The 17,363-nt window shown below is 70.1% G+C and carries 14 protein-coding genes; 4 read left to right on the top strand and 10 right to left on the bottom strand.

The window, feature by feature from the left end; all coding sequences use genetic code 11:
* Nucleotides 1–86: 86 nt before the first annotated feature.
* From ACYVMZ_RS02905 to ACYVMZ_RS02875, 7 genes are all read right to left on the bottom strand, one after another.
* A complete protein-coding gene (locus tag ACYVMZ_RS02905; RefSeq protein WP_461075059.1) occupies nucleotides 87–1,235 on the bottom strand; it encodes an aldose epimerase family protein in 1,149 nt (382 codons plus the stop codon).
* An 89-nt stretch (nucleotides 1,236–1,324) separates the two neighbouring features.
* Nucleotides 1,325–2,569: a multiple monosaccharide ABC transporter permease gene (gene mmsB / locus ACYVMZ_RS02900; protein ID WP_461075057.1), complete on the bottom strand. Its 1,245-nt coding sequence runs from the start codon at nucleotides 2,567–2,569 to the stop codon at nucleotides 1,325–1,327.
* Nucleotides 2,566–4,116, bottom strand: a complete 1,551-nt coding sequence (gene mmsA / locus ACYVMZ_RS02895) for a multiple monosaccharide ABC transporter ATP-binding protein (RefSeq protein WP_461075055.1) — start codon at nucleotides 4,114–4,116, stop codon at nucleotides 2,566–2,568. The genes mmsB and mmsA overlap by 4 nt, the downstream gene beginning before the upstream one ends.
* A gap of 47 nt (nucleotides 4,117–4,163) precedes the next feature.
* Entirely contained in the window at nucleotides 4,164–5,276 is a 1,113-nt protein-coding gene (gene chvE / locus ACYVMZ_RS02890; RefSeq protein WP_461075053.1) for a multiple monosaccharide ABC transporter substrate-binding protein, read from the bottom strand.
* 141 nt (nucleotides 5,277–5,417) lie between these two features.
* On the bottom strand, nucleotides 5,418–6,386 hold the full coding sequence (locus tag ACYVMZ_RS02885; RefSeq protein ID WP_461075051.1) for a glycosyltransferase family protein: 969 nt from the start codon (nucleotides 6,384–6,386) through the stop codon (nucleotides 5,418–5,420).
* A 112-nt stretch (nucleotides 6,387–6,498) separates the two neighbouring features.
* Nucleotides 6,499–7,506: a zinc-dependent alcohol dehydrogenase gene (locus ACYVMZ_RS02880; RefSeq protein WP_461075049.1), complete on the bottom strand. Its 1,008-nt coding sequence runs from the start codon at nucleotides 7,504–7,506 to the stop codon at nucleotides 6,499–6,501.
* Nucleotides 7,503–8,666 carry a mandelate racemase/muconate lactonizing enzyme family protein gene (locus tag ACYVMZ_RS02875; protein WP_461075047.1) on the bottom strand — a complete coding sequence of 388 codons (1,164 nt, stop codon included), beginning with the start codon at nucleotides 8,664–8,666 and terminating at the stop codon, nucleotides 7,503–7,505. The genes ACYVMZ_RS02880 and ACYVMZ_RS02875 overlap by 4 nt, the downstream gene beginning before the upstream one ends.
* A gap of 287 nt (nucleotides 8,667–8,953) precedes the next feature.
* On the opposite strand from ACYVMZ_RS02875, the gene ACYVMZ_RS02870 reads away from it, so the two are divergent.
* On the top strand, nucleotides 8,954–9,859 hold the full coding sequence (locus tag ACYVMZ_RS02870) for an SCO2400 family protein (RefSeq protein WP_461075045.1): 906 nt from the start codon (nucleotides 8,954–8,956) through the stop codon (nucleotides 9,857–9,859).
* A gap of 551 nt (nucleotides 9,860–10,410) precedes the next feature.
* Here the strand turns inward: ACYVMZ_RS02870 and ACYVMZ_RS02865 are convergent.
* Nucleotides 10,411–10,848, bottom strand: coding sequence for a MarR family winged helix-turn-helix transcriptional regulator (locus tag ACYVMZ_RS02865; RefSeq protein ID WP_461075043.1), 438 nt, complete (start codon nucleotides 10,846–10,848; stop codon nucleotides 10,411–10,413).
* Nucleotides 10,849–10,953: 105 nt separating this feature from the next.
* Here ACYVMZ_RS02865 and ACYVMZ_RS02860 point away from each other — a divergent pair, with 105 nt between their 5' ends.
* Both ACYVMZ_RS02860 and ACYVMZ_RS02855 read left to right on the top strand, forming a co-directional pair.
* Nucleotides 10,954–11,976 carry an NADP-dependent oxidoreductase gene (locus tag ACYVMZ_RS02860; protein WP_461075041.1) on the top strand — a complete coding sequence of 341 codons (1,023 nt, stop codon included), beginning with the start codon at nucleotides 10,954–10,956 and terminating at the stop codon, nucleotides 11,974–11,976.
* A 92-nt stretch (nucleotides 11,977–12,068) separates the two neighbouring features.
* Nucleotides 12,069–12,488, top strand: coding sequence for an organic hydroperoxide resistance protein (locus ACYVMZ_RS02855; RefSeq protein WP_461075039.1), 420 nt, complete (start codon nucleotides 12,069–12,071; stop codon nucleotides 12,486–12,488).
* 69 nt (nucleotides 12,489–12,557) lie between these two features.
* Here ACYVMZ_RS02855 and ACYVMZ_RS02850 read toward each other — a convergent pair whose 3' ends face one another.
* On the bottom strand, nucleotides 12,558–13,703 hold the full coding sequence (locus ACYVMZ_RS02850; RefSeq protein ID WP_461075037.1) for a serine hydrolase domain-containing protein: 1,146 nt from the start codon (nucleotides 13,701–13,703) through the stop codon (nucleotides 12,558–12,560).
* Nucleotides 13,700–16,309 carry a M14 family zinc carboxypeptidase gene (locus tag ACYVMZ_RS02845; RefSeq protein WP_461075035.1) on the bottom strand — a complete coding sequence of 870 codons (2,610 nt, stop codon included), beginning with the start codon at nucleotides 16,307–16,309 and terminating at the stop codon, nucleotides 13,700–13,702. The genes ACYVMZ_RS02850 and ACYVMZ_RS02845 overlap by 4 nt, the downstream gene beginning before the upstream one ends.
* Nucleotides 16,310–16,493: 184 nt before the next feature.
* On the opposite strand from ACYVMZ_RS02845, the gene ACYVMZ_RS02840 reads away from it, so the two are divergent.
* Nucleotides 16,494–17,357, top strand: a complete 864-nt coding sequence (locus ACYVMZ_RS02840; protein WP_461075033.1) for a hypothetical protein — start codon at nucleotides 16,494–16,496, stop codon at nucleotides 17,355–17,357.
* The last annotated feature ends 6 nt before the right edge of the window (nucleotides 17,358–17,363 follow it).

Below are 17,363 nucleotides of genomic sequence, written 5' to 3'. Positions count from 1 at the left end.
TTTAAGGGCGGCCCGCGCGGGGGAGCGCGGGCCGCCCTTTGATACGGAGCACGGCGTGCCACCGTTCAACTCATATGACGAATCCGTCAGCAGTCGAACGAGTGGATCGTCGTCGTCCGGTACGTCTGCCCCGGCCGCAGCACCGTCGACGGGAACGACGGCTTGTTCGGCGAGTCCGGGAAGTGCTGCGTTTCCAGGCACAGGGCGTCGCCCTGGCGGTAGGTGCGGCCGGACGGGCCGGTCAGGGTGCCGTCGAGGAAGTTGCCGGAGTAGAACTGCAGGCCCGGCTCGTTCGTGGCGATCTTCATCGTGCGGCCGGAGGCGGGGTCGCGCAGGGTGGCGACGTGCTCGGGGCGGGCCGTGATGCCCTTGTCGAGGACCCAGTTGTGGTCGAAGCCCTTGGCGGTGACCAGCTGGGGGTGGGCGGCGCGGATGTCCCGGCCGATCGGCTTGGCCTTGCGGAAGTCGAAGGGGGTGCCGGCGACCTTGGCGAGCTCCCCGGTGGGGATGAGGCCCGCGTCGGTGGGCGTGTAGCGGGAGGCGGCGATCGTCAGCTCGTGGTCCTCGATCGTGCCGCTGCCCTCGCCGGCGAGGTTCCAGTAGACGTGGCTGGTGAGGTTGACGACGGTGGCCTTGTCGGTGGTGGCCTCGTAGTCGATGCGCCAGTCGCCGTGCTTGGTGAGCGTGTACGTCACCTTGGTCTTGAGCGTGCCCGGGTAGCCCATCTCGCCGTCGACGCTCGTGTAGTACAGGTACAGACCGACGTCGGTGCCCTTGGTGAACGGCTCGATGTCCCAGACGCGCTTGTCGAAGCCCTTGGTGCCGCCGTGCAGGCTGTTCTCGCCGTCGTTGACGGAGAGCTGGTAGCTCTTGCCGTCGAGGGTGAACCGGCCCTTGCCGATCCGGTTGCCGTAGCGGCCGATCAGCGCGCCGAAGTACGGGCTCTTGGCGACGTAGTCGTCGATGTTGTCGAAGCCCGCGGAGACGTTGGCGTACCGGCCGCGCCGGTCGGGGATCTCCAGGGACTGGACGATGCCGCCGTAGGAGAGGACCTTCAGGCGGGTGCCGCCGTTCTCCAGCGACCAGCTGTAGATCTTGGTGCCGTCGGCGAGCTTGCCGAAGAGCGACTTCACCGGCTTCCTGCCTCCCGTGGCATGCGCCGTACCGCCGAGCGTGGTGGCGGCTATGCCCGCCGCCGCGGCTCCCGCGATGACCGTGCGTCTGTTCAGTTCCATGTGCGGCTCCGCTTCATTGGGAAACTGCTTCATCGGAAAACTGCTGGGAAAGGAGCCGGGCCCCGCCTTCCGGCGGGGCCCGGTCCGGATTACGAACCGACCTTGCGCTTGTTCCACACGTCGAACCCGACCGCCGCCAGCAGCACCATGCCCTTGATGACCTGCTGCCAGTCGGTGCCGATGCCGACGAGGTTCATACCGTTGTTCAGCACGCCCAGGACCAGGCCACCGATGATCGCGCCGAGCACGGTCCCGACACCGCCGCTCATCGACGCACCGCCGATGAACGAGGCCGCGATCGCCTCCAGCTCGAAGTTGAGGCCGGCCTTGGGAGAGGCCGCGTTGAAGCGGGCGGCGAAGACCAGACCCGCCAGGGCCGCGAGCATGCCCATGTTCAGGAAGACCAGGAAGGTGACCTTCTTGTCCTTCACACCCGACAGCTTGGCCGCGGGCAGGTTGCCGCCGATCGCGTAGATGTGGCGGCCGATGATGGCGTTGCGCATCACATAGCCGAAGCCGACGAGCAGCACGCCGAGGATGAGCAGGACGATCGGGGCGCCCTTGTAGCTGGCCAGCAGCAGCGTCAGCGTGAGGACGGCGGCGCCGATCGCGACCAGCTTCAGCAGGAACAGCTTGGTGGGCAGGACCTCCAGGGAGAACTCCTGCTGCCGCTTGCGGTCGCGGACCTCCTGGAAGATCACGAACGCGATGAGGGCGAACCCGAGCAACAAGGTGAGGTTGTGGTAGTTCGTGTTCGGTCCGACCTCGGGCAGGAAGCCGTTGGCGACCTTCTGCAGGCCCTCCGGGAACGGGCCGAGGGTCTGGCCCTCCAGGAAGATCTCGGTCAGACCGCGGAAGATCAGCATGCCCGCCAGGGTCACGATGAACGACGGTATGCCGCCGTACGCGATGAAGAACCCTTGGACCGCGCCCGCGATCGCGCCCACGGCCAGGCACAGGATCACCGCGACGGGCCACGGCAGGTCGTTCCTGACCATGAACACGGCGGCCATCGACCCGACGAACGCCGTCAGCGAGCCGACCGACAGGTCGATGTGGCCCGCGATGATGACCAGCATCATGCCGATCGCGAGGATCAGGATGTAGCTGTTCTGCAGCACCAGGTTGGAGACGTTGCGCGGCAGCAGCAGGTCCCCGTCGGTCCAGACGGCGAACAGCGCCACGATCAGGCCGAGCGCGATCAGCATGCCGTACTGCCGCATGTTGCGGCGCATGCCCTCCAGCATCAGCTGCAGCAGGCCGCCGCCCGTGGCCGCCCCTCCCTTGCCGGGCGGCGCGGGGGCCGGCGTCTTGGCGGTCACATCCGTGCTCATCGGGTTACCTCTTTGTCCTTCGTCATCTGACGCATCAGCGATTCCTGTGAGGCCTCGGCCCGTGAGAACTCACCGGTCAGCCGCCCCGCGGCCATCGTGTAGATGCGGTCGCACATGCCGAGCAGCTCGGGCAGCTCGGAGGAGATGAAGACGACCGCCTTGCCCTGGGCGGCCAGCTGGTCGATGACCGTGTAGATCTCGTACTTGGCACCGACGTCGATACCGCGCGTCGGCTCGTCCAGGATCAGCACGTCCGGACCCGAGAAGATCCACTTGCTGAGGACGACCTTCTGCTGGTTGCCGCCGGACAGCTTGCCCACCGGCTCGAAGACGGTGGGCGCCTTGATGTTCATGGACTTGCGGAAGCCCTCGGCGACCTGCCGCTCCTCGTGCTCGTCGACCACACCCCGCTTGGCGACCTTCTTCAGGGCGGTCAGCGAGATGTTCCGGTTGATGGTGTCGATGAGGTTGAGGCCGTAGTGCTTGCGGTCCTCGGTGACGTACGCGATGCCGTGCTTGACCGCCTCCGGGACGGACTTCGTACGGATCTCCTTGCCGTCCTTCAGGACCGTGCCGCCCGCGTACCGGCCGTACGTCCGCCCGAAGACGCTCATCGCCAGTTCGGTGCGGCCGGCGCCCATGAGGCCCGCGATACCGACGATCTCGCCGCGCCGCACGTGGATGGACACGTCGTCGACGACCTTGCGCTGCTGGTCGATCGGGTGGTGCACGGTCCAGTTGCGGATCTCCAGGGCCGGTGCCGCGCCCTCCTCCGGCTGGTGCGGCGTCCGCTCCGGGAAGCGGTTCTCCAGGTCGCGGCCGACCATGCCGCTGATGATCCGGTCCTCGGTGGTCTCCGGGGCCTTCACGTCCAGCGTCTCGATGGTGCGGCCGTCCCGCAGGATCGTCACCGAGTCGGCGACCTTGCGGATCTCGTTGAGCTTGTGCGAGATGATGATCGAGGTGATGCCCTGCTTCTTCAGGTCCAGGATCAGGTCCAGCAGCTTGCCGCTGTCCTCGTCGTTCAGCGCGGCGGTCGGCTCATCCAGGATGAGCAGCTTCACCTTCTTCGACAGGGCCTTCGCGATCTCCACGAGCTGCTGCTTGCCCACGCCGATGTCGGCGACCCGGGTGTCCGGGTGGTCGGTCAGCCCGACCCGGCGCAGCAGCTCGGTGGCGTGCTTGAGCGTGTCGGTCCAGCTGATGATTCCGCGGGTGGCGTGCTCGTTGCCGAGGAAGATGTTCTCCGCGATGGAGAGGTACGGAATCAGGGCCAGTTCCTGGTGGATGATCACGATGCCGCGCTCTTCGCTGGCCCGGATGTCCTTGAACTGGCAGACCTCTGACTCGAAGAGGATCTCGCCCTCGTACGTGCCGTGCGGGTGGACGCCGGAGAGGACCTTCATCAAGGTCGACTTGCCGGCGCCGTTCTCCCCGCAGATGGCGTGGACCTCGCCCTGCTGGACGGTCAGTGTGACGTCCGACAGCGCCTTGACGCCGGGAAAGGTCTTGACGATCGAGCGCATTTCCAGGACGGGTCCCGCCATGGTCGTGCCTTCCAATCAGTGGTGAATCGTCGGTCGGTCGGCGGCGGTTACTTCAGGTCGCTTTCCTTGATGTAGCCGGAGTCGACGACGACCTTCTGGTAGTTCTCCTTGTCGACGGCGACCGGCTCCAGCAGGTACGCCGGGACGACCTTGGCGCCGTTGTCGTAGGTCTTGGTGTCGTTGACCTCGGGCTTCTTGCCGCCCAGCACCGCGTCGACCATGTTCGAGGCCACCTTGGCGAGCTCGCGGGTGTCCTTGTAGACGGTCATCGACTGCTGGTCGGCGATGATCGACTTCACCGAGGCGACCTCGGCGTCCTGGCCGGTGACGATCGGCAGCGGCTTGCTCTTGGAGCCGTAGTCGTCCGACTTCAGCGCCGAGAGGATGCCGATGGAGATGCCGTCGTACGGCGAGAGCACCGCGTCGACCCGCTCGGTCTTGTACGCCGAGGTCAGGATGTCGTCCATGCGCTTCTGGGCGGTGCCGCCGTCCCAGCGCAGGGTGGTGACCTGGTTGAGCTTGGTCTGGCCGGAGCGGACGACGAGCTGCTTCTTGTCGATGTAGGGCTGCAGGACCTTCATCGCGCCGCCGAAGAAGTAGCGCGTGTTGTTGTCGTCGTTCGAGCCGGCGAACAGCTCGATGTTGAACGGGCCCTTCTTGCTGCCGTCCTTCAGGCCGAGCTTGTCGACGATGTAGGTGGCCTGGAGCTCGCCGACCTTCTCGTTGTCGAACGACGCGTAGTAGTCGACGTTCGGGGTGCCGAGGATCAGGCGGTCGTAGGAGATGACCGGGATGTTCGCATCCTTGGCCTGCTGGAGCACGTTGTTCATCGACTTGTTGTCGATGGCGGCGATGATCAGCGCCTTGACGCCCTGGGTGATCAGGTTCTCGATCTGCGAGACCTGCTGGTCCGGGTCGTCCTCGCCGTAGACCAGCTGGGTCTTGTAGCCCTTGGACTCCAGGTCCTTCTTGACGTTGTTGCCGTCGGCGATCCAGCGCTCGGAGGACTTCGTCGGCATCGCGATGCCGATGGTGCCGCCCTTGGCGCTGTCCTTGCTCTCCTCGCTGCCGCCCTCGCTGTTCTGCCCGCAGGCCGACAGGGTGAGGGCGAGGGAGGCGGCTCCGGCTATGGCGGCGAGGGCGGCTCTGCGGTTACGCATGATCATCATCCTTGATGTGTGTGCAGGGCTCGGTCTGGGGGTGCGAAGTCGCTCCGGGGGGTCGGGCCGGAAAGACCGAGAAGAGATGTGTGGGATTGTGCGCGGGTGTGTCGTCTTCTGTGAAGGCGAGTTTCCGGAACGTTATGACGGAATTTCGAAACGTTGCAGATCGCCCGGAAGCCGGGAGCCGAGCGGCGCCATGTCGCCGTCCGCTCCGTGGCGGGCCAGAAGATCGAGGGCGAGCCGCCCGCGCCGCACCCGTTCCTTGGCGGTGGCCAGGGTCAGCTCCCGCATGTGGGTGCCGTACGGGTAGATCCCGGGGGCCTTGGACAGGCCGAACTTCAGATACAGCGGTGCGCCGCGCCGGATCAGCTCGGCGACCTCGTACATCCGCACATAGCCGCCGAGATCGTCGGGGGCCTCGATGTACATGTCCATGGGAGCGCCGGACACCCGGCGGATCTCGGTGAGGTGATCGAGCGTCAGATCGCTCGGTACGTTGATGGAGTCGGCGCCGAGCAGCTCGTACACCGCGTAACTCGCCGGGTTGACAGGGCCGATGAGCGCCGACACCTTCAGCGTGGTGTCGGCCGGGATGATGCCGGCCGCGCGCGCCCGGTGCAGCGTCCACAGCACGCCCTCGTCGGCGACGAGCAGGCACTTGACGCCCAACTCCGTTGCCCGCACGGCGTCTTCGACGCACCCGGCGACGGCGTCGTGGCCGCGGGCTCTCAGGCCCGCCCCACGCGAGTCGGTGCGCGTCGAGCCGCCGATGTCCCACGTGCCGCGCGGGCCGGTGAACAGGCACAGCTCGATGTCGCGTTCGGCGGTCGCCTCGACCATCTCGGTGATCTCGGCGTCGGTCAGCATCCACACGCCGCTGCCCTGGCTGATCCGGTGGATCGGCACATCCAGCCGCGAGGCCTCCTTCAGGACCACCGCCAGCGCCTCGGGACCCTCGCACGAGGGGATCTCGGTGCGCCAGCGGCCGCCGCCGGGGAAGGAGTGCGGCGAGGCGTCGGCGGGGTCGAGGGCGGGCGCGCCGAGGCCGAGGGTGGTGAGCGCCTGCTCACCGGGCCTGCGGGCTGCCGTGGCGGAAGCGTCGGTCACAAGAAGTCCTTCGTGTTCGTTATGTCGGACGAGGTTCGCGGCGTGCGGTGTGCGAAGGCTTGGGAGTACGCCGGTACGGGAGCCGTCAGGTTGCCCCCGTACCGGCGTACGTCTAGGGGTGGAGCAGCACCTTGCCCACCTTCGGATCGCCGGACCCCACCAGCTCGATGGCCTGCGAGAACTCGGCGAGCGGCAGCTCGTGCGTCACCAGCGGCAGCGGATCGAGCAGCCCGGCCGCGAACACCCGCACCGTGTGCGCCCAGGCGTCCGGCGGGGCCCCGAAGACGGTGTGCACCTCCAGCTGCCGTACGACGAGGTCGGTGGGGTCGAGCCCGTCGGCCCCCGGCGCCGGGATACCGGTCAGGACCAGCCGCCCGCCGCGCCGCAGGAGTGCCGCGGAGATACGGGCCGCATCGGCGGACCCGGCGGTCTCGATCACGACGTCGACGTCGTCCGGGAGCTCCTGGTCCTTCGTACGGAAGTCGGTCGCTCCGTACTGCCGCGACAGCGCCTCGCGGTCCCGGCGGGTGCCGACCACCAGCAGCTCGCCGGGGGAGACGGCCTTCAGGAACTGCACCGCGAACATCCCGAGCGTGCCGGTGCCGACCACGGCGACCTTCTCGCCCGGCTGGGCGTTCGCCTTCAGGGCGGCGGCCGCGATGCACGCGGCGGGCTCCAGGAGCGCGGCGGCGGTCAGGTCGCAGTCGTCCGGGAGGACGTGCAGGAGCCGGGCCGGGAGGGTGAGCGTGGGCGCCATCGCCCCCGGCTGGGTGAACCCGGTCTCCTCGTACCCGGCGCTGCACAGCGTCGTGTCGCCCGCGTGGCAGCGGTCGCAGACCTGGCAGTTCCGGAAGCCCTCGCCGACCACCTTGCGGCCGACGAGGGATGCGGGGACCCCGGCGCCGACGGCTTCGACGGTCCCCGACCACTCGTGGCCCGGCGTGAGCGGGTAGCGCACGTACCCCTCGGGCCGGTTGCCCTGGAACACCTCGCGGTCGCTTCCGCAGATCCCGCTCGCGTGCACCCGGACCAGGGCCTCGCCCGGACCGGGGTCGCGGGGCGTGTGCTCGGCCAGGTGGAAGGCGCCCGGGGTGTCGATGACGACGGCTGTGCCGGTCACTGCGTGGCCTTCGGATTCCGCTTCTCCCAGCCCTCGGCCCACAGGTCGAAGTGGGCCCGCTGCTGCGGGAACTCGGCGGCGGCGTCCGTGTCCAGCTCGACGCCGAGGCCGGGGGCGTCCGAGATGTGGAAGCAGCCGTCCTCCGGGTTGACCTGGGGCGCGCCCTTGACGACCTTCTTGATCTCCGCGTCCGCGAAGTCGTTGAAGTGCTCCAGGATCTTGAAGTTGGGGGAGGTGAAGCCGACCTGGAGGGAGGCGGCGGTCAGGACCGAGCCGCCCACGTTGTGCGGGGCCACGAGCATGTAGTGGGTCTCCGCGGTCGCGGCGAGCTTCCGGGTCTCCCAGATACCACCGATGTGGCCGACGTCCGGCTGGATGATGTCCGCGGACTGGTCCTCGAACAGCTCGCGGAACTCGATCCGGTCGTGGATGCGCTCGCCGGTGGCGACCGGCATGTCCACCTTCTCGGCGACCTTCTTCAGCGCCTTCAGGTTCTCCGGCGGGACCGGCTCCTCCAGCCAGGCCGGCCTGAACGGCGCGAGCTCCTTGGCCAGGCGGACGGCGGTGGCCGGGGAGAAGCGGCCGTGCATCTCCAGCATCAGCTCGGCCTCGGGGCCGATGGCGTCCCGGACGGCCTCGATGAGGGACACGGCGTACCGGGTCTGCTCGTGGTCGAGCTCGAAGTGCCCGGTGCCGAAGGGGTCGATCTTGAGCGCCCGGTACCCGCGCTCCATGACCTGCTGGGCGGCCTTGTGGTAGGCCTCCGGGGTCCGCTCGGTGGTGTACCAGCCGTTGGCGTACGCCTTCACCTTGTCGGTGACCTTGCCGCCCAGCAGCTGCCAGACGGGGACGCCGAGGGCCTTGCCCTTGATGTCCCAGCAGGCCATCTCGACGACGGCGATACCGGACATCACGATCTCGCCGGCGCGGCCGTAGTCGCCGTACTTCATCCGCTTGACGAGGTCCTCGACGGCGAACGGGTCCGAACCGAGAATGTGGTTGGTCTCAGCCTCCTTCAGGTAACCGAGGAGGGCGTCGGTGTGTCCCAGCATCCGGGTCTCGCCGACTCCGGTGAGCCCCTCGTCGGTGTGCACCTGTACGTAGGTCAGGTTGCGCCACGGCGTCCCGACCACGTGCGTGCTGATTCCGGTGATGCGCACGGCAGTTGCCCCTTGCTGCGTCGTCTGCTGTCGTTTGCTGTCGTCTACTGCTGTTGTGCTGCTACGTCGGCTCTGTGTTGCTGTGTTGCCGGTTCGAGCGTGTTCGATATTTCGGCACACGTTCGAAATGCTGGCGTGACAGTAAAGACGGGGTGGTGGCAGTGTCAATGGGTCGCGCGCATAACGGTTTCGACAGTTTCGAAAGAGGGGGAGCGGCCGGTTCCCCACAGAACATTCACAGCTGGATCTAGGAACGTTACCCGGGCGGAACTTAACCTTCCCGCGTCATGGACTACTGCCACCCGTGCCGACGGCACCTCAACGGCGCCCTCGCCTGCCCGGGGTGCGGCACCCCAGCTGAAGCGCTCCGCGGGTATGCGGAGGAGGGCGTTGTGCGTCCGGATTACGGGGCGTACGGGACGCATGACGGTGGGTACGGGGACGGGCGTGCCGCGGAGGGTGGCGATGGCTACGGCGGGCACGGCGCCGGGCATGACGAATACGACGTACGTGGGGAGCCGGGTGAGCCGGGCGAGCCTGACGAGCAGGACGAGTACGGCGATGACGAGTACGGCGATGAAGGTGAGCCCGATCGGGTCGGTCGGGCTGCGCGGCGCCGGGATCGGGCTCGGGGCCGGGGTCAGGGGCCGGATGCGGATGGGCCGGGTGGCTCGGGCGGGGCGAGCCGGCGGGACCGGAAGGCCGCGGCGCATCGTCGGCGGAGGCGTCGGGCCCTGCTGGTCACCGCGGGTTTCGTGCTGGCGGCCGGTGGGCTGAGTCTCGCGGAGCTCGGGATGGACGCGCCGGGGTCGGCGCCGAAGCCGGCGGCGGCCGGGGGTGAGTCGGCGGACGGGGCGGCGTCGGAGGAGGCGGGCGAGACGGCGCAGCCGTTGGACGCCGGGTCCGGAGCTGACACGGCATCAGGCTCCCCGTCGCCAGGGGTCTCTGACTCCCCGTCGGCGTCCAAGTCCCCGAAGGACAAGCAGTCGAAGTCCCCGGAGGAGGACCCGACCAAGGCCCCGCAGTCCTCGACGACAGGCACGTCCCCGGACCGGGAGCGCCCGACATCGGCCCCCAGGCCTACGCCCCCGGCTCAGACGCCGACAGAGACCTCGGAGCCGACGCCTTCGGTCCCGACACCTGAACCGTCCCCGTCGGAAACGTGCGATCGCTTCCTGTGGTGGTGCACGTGACCCTCCGGTGGGCGGGGGGCCTGCGGCGGCCCGCGCGGGTGGGGTGGTGGCGTGCGTAGCGCCTACGGTTCGGTGGGTGGGTCGGGGCCGCGCCGGGGGGTGTCCGTCCTCGGTCTGCCGCACTGTCACCGACCATCGGACCGGACGTTTCCGGCATCCCTGCGGGCGGACACCCCCCGACACGTCCCCTTCCCGCCGTGCGCGACCTCGGGCGTCCACCTTGCGGTGCCGAGCGGGCCGGTGGCTCGCGCGGCGCGGTACTTGCCGACGGTGCGCAGTCGGGTCCGCGGTGCGCCGCACCTGTGGATGGCGGCTGTGCACGGCGGGCGGCCGGGTCCGCAATCCGCGGGCGGTCGTGCCGCCCGGGGCGGCACGGGTGGGCGCGGCGGCACCCCGTAGCGCCGGGTTGCGTGACCCGCCTCGCCTCAGCCAGCGCCTGGTGCCTTACCGGCAGGCGGCGGCCGGACCCGGTCCAGCACCAGCACCGGGTGCCTCGCACAGGCGGCACCTGAACCCCGGCTCAGCAACCGACCAGCACCCACACCCCGGCCTCAAACACCCAGCATCCGCCGCAACGCATCCCGCAGGGCCACCCGCTCCCCCTCCGACAGCCCGGCCAGTGGCTCACGCGCGAAGCGCAGGGACTCTCGTAGGCCGCGAGCCACCCGGCGCCCCTCCGCTGTGACCGCCGCCACCTTCACGCGCCGGTCGGCCGGGTCCGGGCGCCGCTCCACCAGGCCCCGTGCCTCCAGGCGGTCCACGATTCCGGTGACGTTCGACGGCTCGCACTTCAGGCGCTGGGCCAGCCTCCGCATGGGCAGGGGCTCCAGGGACAGCAGGCTGAGCAGCCGGGCCTGCGCGCCGGTCAGGGCGTGTTCCGCCGCCGCCTCCTCGTAGTCCGCGTGGAACCGGGCCACGACCTCACCGATGAGCTCGACGACCTCAAGGGTCAGCGCGTCGGGGCGGTGGGCGGCGGGAGGTGTGGTCATGGGTCTCAGGGTACCCGGTTGTTTGACAACCTGAAATATTCACAGGCATGGTTGTTTCAGGTAATGAAGTATTCCGGCTTTGTGTCCGCGAGGAAAGGCGTTCCCATGACCGACACCCCCACCCTCCCCGCCGTCAGCCGCGAATGGCACCTGCTCAGCCGTCCCGTCGGCTGGCCCGAGCCCGAGAACTTCGCCCTCGTCGAGGCCGAGGTCCCGACCCCGGGTGAGGGCCAGGTGCTGGTGCGCAACCTGTACCTGTCCGTCGACCCGTACATGCGCGGCCGGATGAGCGACGCGAAGTCGTACGTCGCCCCCTTCGAGCTCGGCAAGGTCATGCAGGGCGGTGCCGTGGGAGAGGTCGTCGCCTCCAACGCCGAGGGGTTCGCCGTCGGCGACCACGTCCTGCACTTCCTCGGCTGGCGCGAGTACGCCGCCGTGGACGCCAAGAACGCCGTGCGCGTGGACCCGCAGGCCGCGCCGCTGTCGACGTACCTCGGTGTGCTGGGCATGACCGGGCTGACCGCCTATGCGGGGCTGCTGCGTACCGCCTCCTTCAAGGAGGGCGACGCGGTGTTCGTGTCGGGTGCGGCCGGTGCCGTCGGCAGCCAGGTGGGGCAGATAGCCAAGCTGAAGGGCGCCTCCCGGGTCATCGGGTCCGCCGGGTCCGAGGAGAAGGTCAAGCTGCTCGTCGAGGAGTACGGCTTCGACGCCGCCTTCAACTACAAGGACGGGCCCGTGTGGGAGCAGCTGAAGGAGGCCGCCCCGGACGGGATCGACGTCTACTTCGACAACGTCGGCGGCGAGCACCTGGAGGCCGCGATCGGCGCCCTCAACCTGCGCGGCCGGATCGCGATCTGCGGCATGATCTCGCAGTACAACGCGACCGAGCCGACTCCCGGCCCGCGCAACATGGCCAAGATCCTGCAGAACCGGCTCCACGTCGAGGGTTTCCTGGTGGGGGACCACTACGACCTTCAGCCGCAGTTCGTCGAGGAGGTCGGTGCCTGGGTGCGGTCCGGGCAGCTCAAGTACCGCGAGACGGTCGTCGAGGGCATCGAGAACAACCTCGAGGCGTTCCTGGGTGTCCTGCGGGGCGACAACACCGGGAAGATGATCGTCAAGCTGTAGTCTTCACCCGGTTTCCGGTATGCGGTAACTTCTTTCCGAATCCGTCCCGGCCCGGGCGCGAGTCGCGGCGGACGACAGAAGGAAACCACCGCATGTCCATCCAGCAGTCCGATGTGCTCTACACCGCAGTCGCCACCGCCGAAGGCGGGCGCGACGGGCGGGTGGCCACCGATGACGGCAAGCTCGACGTGGTCGTCAATCCGCCGAGGGAAATGGGCGGCAGCGGCGCCGGAACCAATCCGGAGCAGCTGTTCGCCGCCGGGTACAGCGCCTGCTTCCAGGGCGCCCTCGGTGTCGTGGCACGTCAGGAGGGCGCCGACGTCTCCGGGTCGACCGTCACCGCGAAGGTCGGGATCGGCAAGAACAGCGACGGGTTCGGGATCATCGTCGAGATCGCGGCCGAGATCCCGAACGTGGACGCCGAGACCGCCCGGGCGCTGATCAAGAAGGCCCACGAGGTGTGCCCGTACTCGAAGGCGACCCGCGGGAACATCACCGTGACGCTTCTCTGACGGCAGTCGTTGCGTACGGCGGAGGCCGCACCCTTGGACGTGGGGTGCGGCCTCCGTCCGTGCCGGGGGTCAGAGGGCGAGTGCCGCCTTGTGGATCGCCTGCGCCAGGCGGTCGTTCTCCGGGGCCGCCCCGCCGGGGAAGGCGAAACGGCGCCGCGTGTAGCCGTACGCGAGGCCGCTGTGCGGGTCCGCGAAGGCCTGGGAGCCGCTCGCGCCGCTGTGGCCGATCGTCCCGGCGCCCAGGAACGGGTGCCACGTGTCAGCGGTGGCCTGGAAGCCCAGGCCGTACGACTTGTGCGTCCGCGCCACCAGGTCGTAGCCGGCCGAGTGGAGCTGGCCGAACTCCGCCACCGTGTCCGGCTTCAGCAGCGGCGCCTTCCCGTCGACCTCGCTGATCGCCGCCGCGTACATCCCGGCCAGGCCCCGCGCGGAGGCCACTCCGCCGACCGACGCCGGGCCCTTGGCGCGGACCAGCGGCAGGTTGGGGAGCGATTCGAGGTCGGTCGGCTCGGTGCCGTTGCGGTTGAAGGCGATCGAGGAGAGCGTGTGCGGGCCCGTGGGGAGCGAGTCCAGCAGGGCCTGCTGGTCGGGGGTGGGGGCCATGGGCTGTGTGGTGCGGAAACGGGGTTCCAGGGCGGCCGGCAGGCCCAGGTGGAAGTCCAGGGCGTAGGGGGCGCGGACGCGCTCCTCGTACACCTCCTGGAGCGTGCGGCCCGTGGCGCGGCGTACGACCTCTCCCGTGAGGGCGCCGATGACCAGCGCGTGGTAGCCGAACGCCGTGCCCGGGCGCCAGAACGGGCGCTGGTCGGCGAGCCGTTCGGCGACCAGCCGGTCGTCGGCCAGCTCCGCGAGGGTGAAGCCGGAGTCGGTGCCGACCACGCCCGCGCGGTGCGCGAGCAGGTCGCGCAGGGTCAGGACGCCCTTGCCCTCGGCGGCGAACTCCGGCCAGTAGTACGTCACTTTGCGGTCCAGTTCGAGCGTGCCCTCCTGGACGAGCAGGGCGACGACCAGGTGGGCCGCGCCCTTGGTGGACGAGTACACGCCGTACAGGGCGTCGGCGTCGGTCCCCGCCCACAGGTCGACGACCTTGCGGCCGTGCACGTAGGCGCACAACTGGCCCTCGTAGTCGGGGCGTTCCCCGGCCACGAATGCGGCGAACTCCGCGCGCACCTCCTCGAAGCCGTCGGCCACGGTGCCGTGGATCTCCTGCGTCATCCGCTCTCCTCAACTGAACCGCTGTGTGCCACTGTGAACAATGCCCGTGCGACCTGGGGGAATTCGCCCTTCGGATGGTCCCGGAAGAGGGGTTCGGTGCCGAACAGGACGGTGTGCGCGCCGCTGACGACCGAGGCTTGGCCGGACGCGGCGGCGGGGCCCCCGGTGCCGTCCCGGTGCGGGCGCCAGTGCCCGGAGACCAGCGGGTCGCCGGTCCCGTACGACTGCTCCACGCGGACACCGGGGCCGAGGTCCGTGAACCACATCGGCGCGTAGACGAAGCCGTGGTCCGGGGCGCCGGAGGTGATGCGCCCGGAATTGCTGACGCGCACCACGCCGTTGGCGTCCTCGTTGCCCTCGACCGGCTTCACCGGCAGCCGGCCCGCCGTCGCGTTGAGGGCCGCTCCCGTCGTGCCCCGGCCGACCAGGCCGTGGTCGGCCAGGAAGGCGTCCAGGGCCGTGCGGGCGGCCGGGTTCAGGTCGTCGCGGTCCAGGCCGGCCGAGACGAACAGCACGTCCGTGCCCGACCAGTCGAAGCCCGCGTTCAGGACCTCCGTCGAGACGGGGGTGACCTCGAAGTTCATCTCCCGCAGCGCGAACAGTTCGCCCGGCGTGACGGCCGCGGCCACGCGGACACGGCGCAGGGGTGCCGTGCCGGTGAGCTTCGCCGCCTCGAAGGAGACGTCGTACGTGCGGGCCGCGGTGACCGCCTTGGGGCGGGCCGACGCCGGGACGATCGCGCTGCCGTCCGCCGCCTGCCGGATCCGGACGCCCTGCCGGAGCAGGGAGTTGAGGGCCGCGATCTCGCGCGGGTCGTCCAGGCGCAGGCGCAGGTCGCCGTGCGGGGCGACCCGCGCGACGGACGTGGCCGCGGCGACCGGGCGCAGGGGTACGCCTTTCAGGCTGCCGGTCCGTACCGGCTCGACCGTGGCGCCCCACAGGCGGCCCAGGCTCCAGCCGGAGATGTCGTACATCACCGACACCTTGCCGCTGATGTCCCGGCCGTCGGCGAGCAGCACGTTCGCCATGCCGCGCTTGGGCTGGCGCAGGTCGACGACGTAACTGCCCCTCGGGTACGTCTTTCCGGCCAGCCGGAAGGGGTGGGTGGCGCGGGTGACGCGGACGTCGTTGGCGATCAGGTGGTCGACCAGGCGGGCGGCTGCGGGGGCGGAGCGCTGGGCGCCAAAGCCGCCGGCCGGGATGACGTACGCGCGCGGGAAGGTCGTCGTGTAGACGTCCTCGGGGCCGATGCCGGGCACGCCCGGGACCGTCTCCGGGGACACCGGCACCTGCGGGGCACCCGCCGCGCCGCGCCGGAAGACCTCGATCTGGTCGGCGATCAGGGCGGTCCGGTGCCTGTGGACGTGGTCGAGTGTCGCGCGGACGGCCGCGCCCGCCACGGCCGTGTTGACGGCCGAGCGGCGGCGCAGCTCCGTGACCGGCAGGCGGTCGTAGGCGTCGTTGTTCACCCGGAGCGGGATCTCCACCGTGTGCGCGGCCACCGTGCCGTGGAAGGCCGCGTACTGCGGGGTGAAGATCGGCGGCCAGTCGTCCCAGCCCTCCTCCTGGTCGCGGAACGGGATCTGGACCGGCTCGACACCGTCCTTCCCGGGCGTGTAGCCGAGGCCGTTGACGGCGGCCTCCATGGCGAGGGCGTTGGCGTAGGTGTTCTTCAGGAAGAGGTCGTACTCGTAGTTCTCGCCGTGCGGGGGCGTGGTGGGCTCGATGAGGGTGCCGTTGACGTAGCCGTGCAGGTCGAGCATGACGGCCGGCTGCTTGTCGAGCTCGATCTGCCGCATCGCGCGCGTCTCGGGCTGCGAGGCGGTGACGAAGTCCCGGTTCAGGTCGAAGCCGTTGGCGTTCGCCCTGGTGCCCGCGATACGGCCGTCCGGGTTCGCTGTGATGTTGAAGTAGAGGCGGCTGTGCGCGAGAAGGTCCCTGGTCTTCGCGTCGCGCGCGGTGGCGAGCCGCTCGACGATCCTCAGGGAGGCGTCGGTGCCCTCCCACTCGTTGCCGTGGATGTTGCTGTTGACGAAGACCGGTGTCTTGTACGTGCGCTTGATCTCAGGGGACTTGGCGGCGGCCACGGGCGCGTTCTCGATGAGCTCGCGCATCCGCTCCTGGGCACGGGCCTGGCGGGCGGTCTCCGGGGCCGTGACGGTGACGAGGTAGAGCCGGTGGCCGCCGGCCGAGCGGCCGGCCACCTCCACGCTCACCCGGTCGCCGAGGCGTTGCAGGGCGTTCAGCTTCGGGGCGATCGCGTGGTACGGGGTCAGGCCCAGCTTGAGGGACTTGTCGGCCGGGTTCACCGGGTCGGGGGAGAGGTGCCGGCGGCGCGGGTAGCCGCGCGTGGACGTCTGCTCGGTGACCGGGGCGGTCAGGGCCCGGCGGGCCGCGCTCGCGGGAGCCCGCGCCGCGCGGTCGCCGTCGACGGCGGCGTCCTCCCGGGTGACCGGCTTCGGGTCCGCGGCGGTGTCTTCCCGGGGGACGGGCTTCGGGTCCGCGGCGGCCGCGCCGGGGGTGAGCAGGAGCGAGCCGGTCGTGGTGAGGGCGAGGGCGGCGATCAGTAACGGTCTTGCAGGAACGGTTGTTCTCGTGGTGCGCACGCGTGCCTCCTCCGGGGCTTCCTGAGATCGGTACGGCGAGGTGTACCGGTTCGACTCAACCGCAACAAGGCCGCGTTGATGTCACCGTTGCCCCGTACGGCCCCCTCGACGGGCGCGGAGAGGGCATCCTCGACTTCGGCTGAAGCGCCCCGGAGGGGGAGCGCGAGGACTGCGAGGAGACCCCATGGCGACGATCCCTTCGCTGCCCAGCAGGGACGACGTGCTGCGCATGGCCCGCACCACCACCGACATCACCGGCCAGCTCCTGGACACCGCCGGAAACCTCACCCGGATAGCCGTCAACACCCTCGACCCACGGGACGGTTCGGGCGCCGAGGCGCTGCGCGTCCTGCGGCGGACCACGGCGGAGCTGGCCGAGGCGAGCGCGTCCCCGCAGGCGCAGGAGGCGTTCTACCGCATCGTCGACACCCTCACCCGGATCGGCACGAGCGGCGCACCCCTGGCGGTGCACCCGGTGAGCGAACCGGCGCAGGCCCTGCTCACCGCGCTCGGTGAGAGCCTGCTGCCGGTGCTGGACGCGGTGGAGCCGGCCGTCGAGGAGTTCGCGGCGGCCCTCGGAAACCTGATCGAGGCGTCCGCCCCGCTGCTGCCCACGGCGGCCGGCGTCGCGGCGGGCGTCCTGCTCGCGCTGACGCCCGTGATCCGGGCCGCGACGGAGGTGCTGAACGACTCCACGCCCGAACTACGCCGCGCCGCCGACGCGTTGACGGCCGCGCTGGCCCCGCTGATGCCGTTGCAGGTGGCCCTCGCCGAACGGGCGGCGAACGCGGGCGCCGGCGTCGTCCGCGCCGCCCTGCCCCCGCTGGCCGACCTGACGGAGGCGGCGGCGCAGGCGAGCAAGGCGGCCCGCCCGGTGTTCGTCGCCGGGGAGGAGCTGCTGGTGGCGGGACTGGAGCAGCTCCAGCCCGTGCTGCTGTCCGGCACCTCACGCGCGGGGCGGGTGGCCCGGGCGGTGGCCGTACGGGTGCGGGCGGCGGTGAACCCGGCGGCCGAGCCGGGGGTGGTGGTGGCTGTGACACCGGTGTGACCGCAG

Source organism: Streptomyces deserti (genome assembly GCF_054782695.1).
The sequence above is the reverse complement of the archived record's forward strand: the minus strand, read 5'-3'. Positions and strand labels throughout refer to the sequence as shown.

Bases quoted from the DNA above. Each gene is read 5' to 3' on its own strand.
- ACYVMZ_RS02905 (WP_461075059.1), bottom strand. From the start codon at position 1,235: ATGGAACTGAACAGACGCACGGTCATCGCGGGAGCCGCGGCGGCGGGC.
- mmsA (WP_461075055.1), bottom strand. From the start codon at position 4,116: ATGGCGGGACCCGTCCTGGAAATGCGCTCGATCGTCAAGACCTTTCCC.
- ACYVMZ_RS02855 (WP_461075039.1), top strand. From the start codon at position 12,069: ATGTCCATCCAGCAGTCCGATGTGCTCTACACCGCAGTCGCCACCGCC.
- ACYVMZ_RS02870 (WP_461075045.1), top strand. From the start codon at position 8,954: ATGGACTACTGCCACCCGTGCCGACGGCACCTCAACGGCGCCCTCGCC.
- ACYVMZ_RS02860 (WP_461075041.1), top strand. From the start codon at position 10,954: ATGACCGACACCCCCACCCTCCCCGCCGTCAGCCGCGAATGGCACCTG.
- ACYVMZ_RS02865 (WP_461075043.1), bottom strand. From the start codon at position 10,848: ATGACCACACCTCCCGCCGCCCACCGCCCCGACGCGCTGACCCTTGAG.
- chvE (WP_461075053.1), bottom strand. From the start codon at position 5,276: ATGCGTAACCGCAGAGCCGCCCTCGCCGCCATAGCCGGAGCCGCCTCC.
- ACYVMZ_RS02850 (WP_461075037.1), bottom strand. From the start codon at position 13,703: ATGACGCAGGAGATCCACGGCACCGTGGCCGACGGCTTCGAGGAGGTG.
- mmsB (WP_461075057.1), bottom strand. From the start codon at position 2,569: ATGAGCACGGATGTGACCGCCAAGACGCCGGCCCCCGCGCCGCCCGGC.
- ACYVMZ_RS02840 (WP_461075033.1), top strand. From the start codon at position 16,494: ATGGCGACGATCCCTTCGCTGCCCAGCAGGGACGACGTGCTGCGCATG.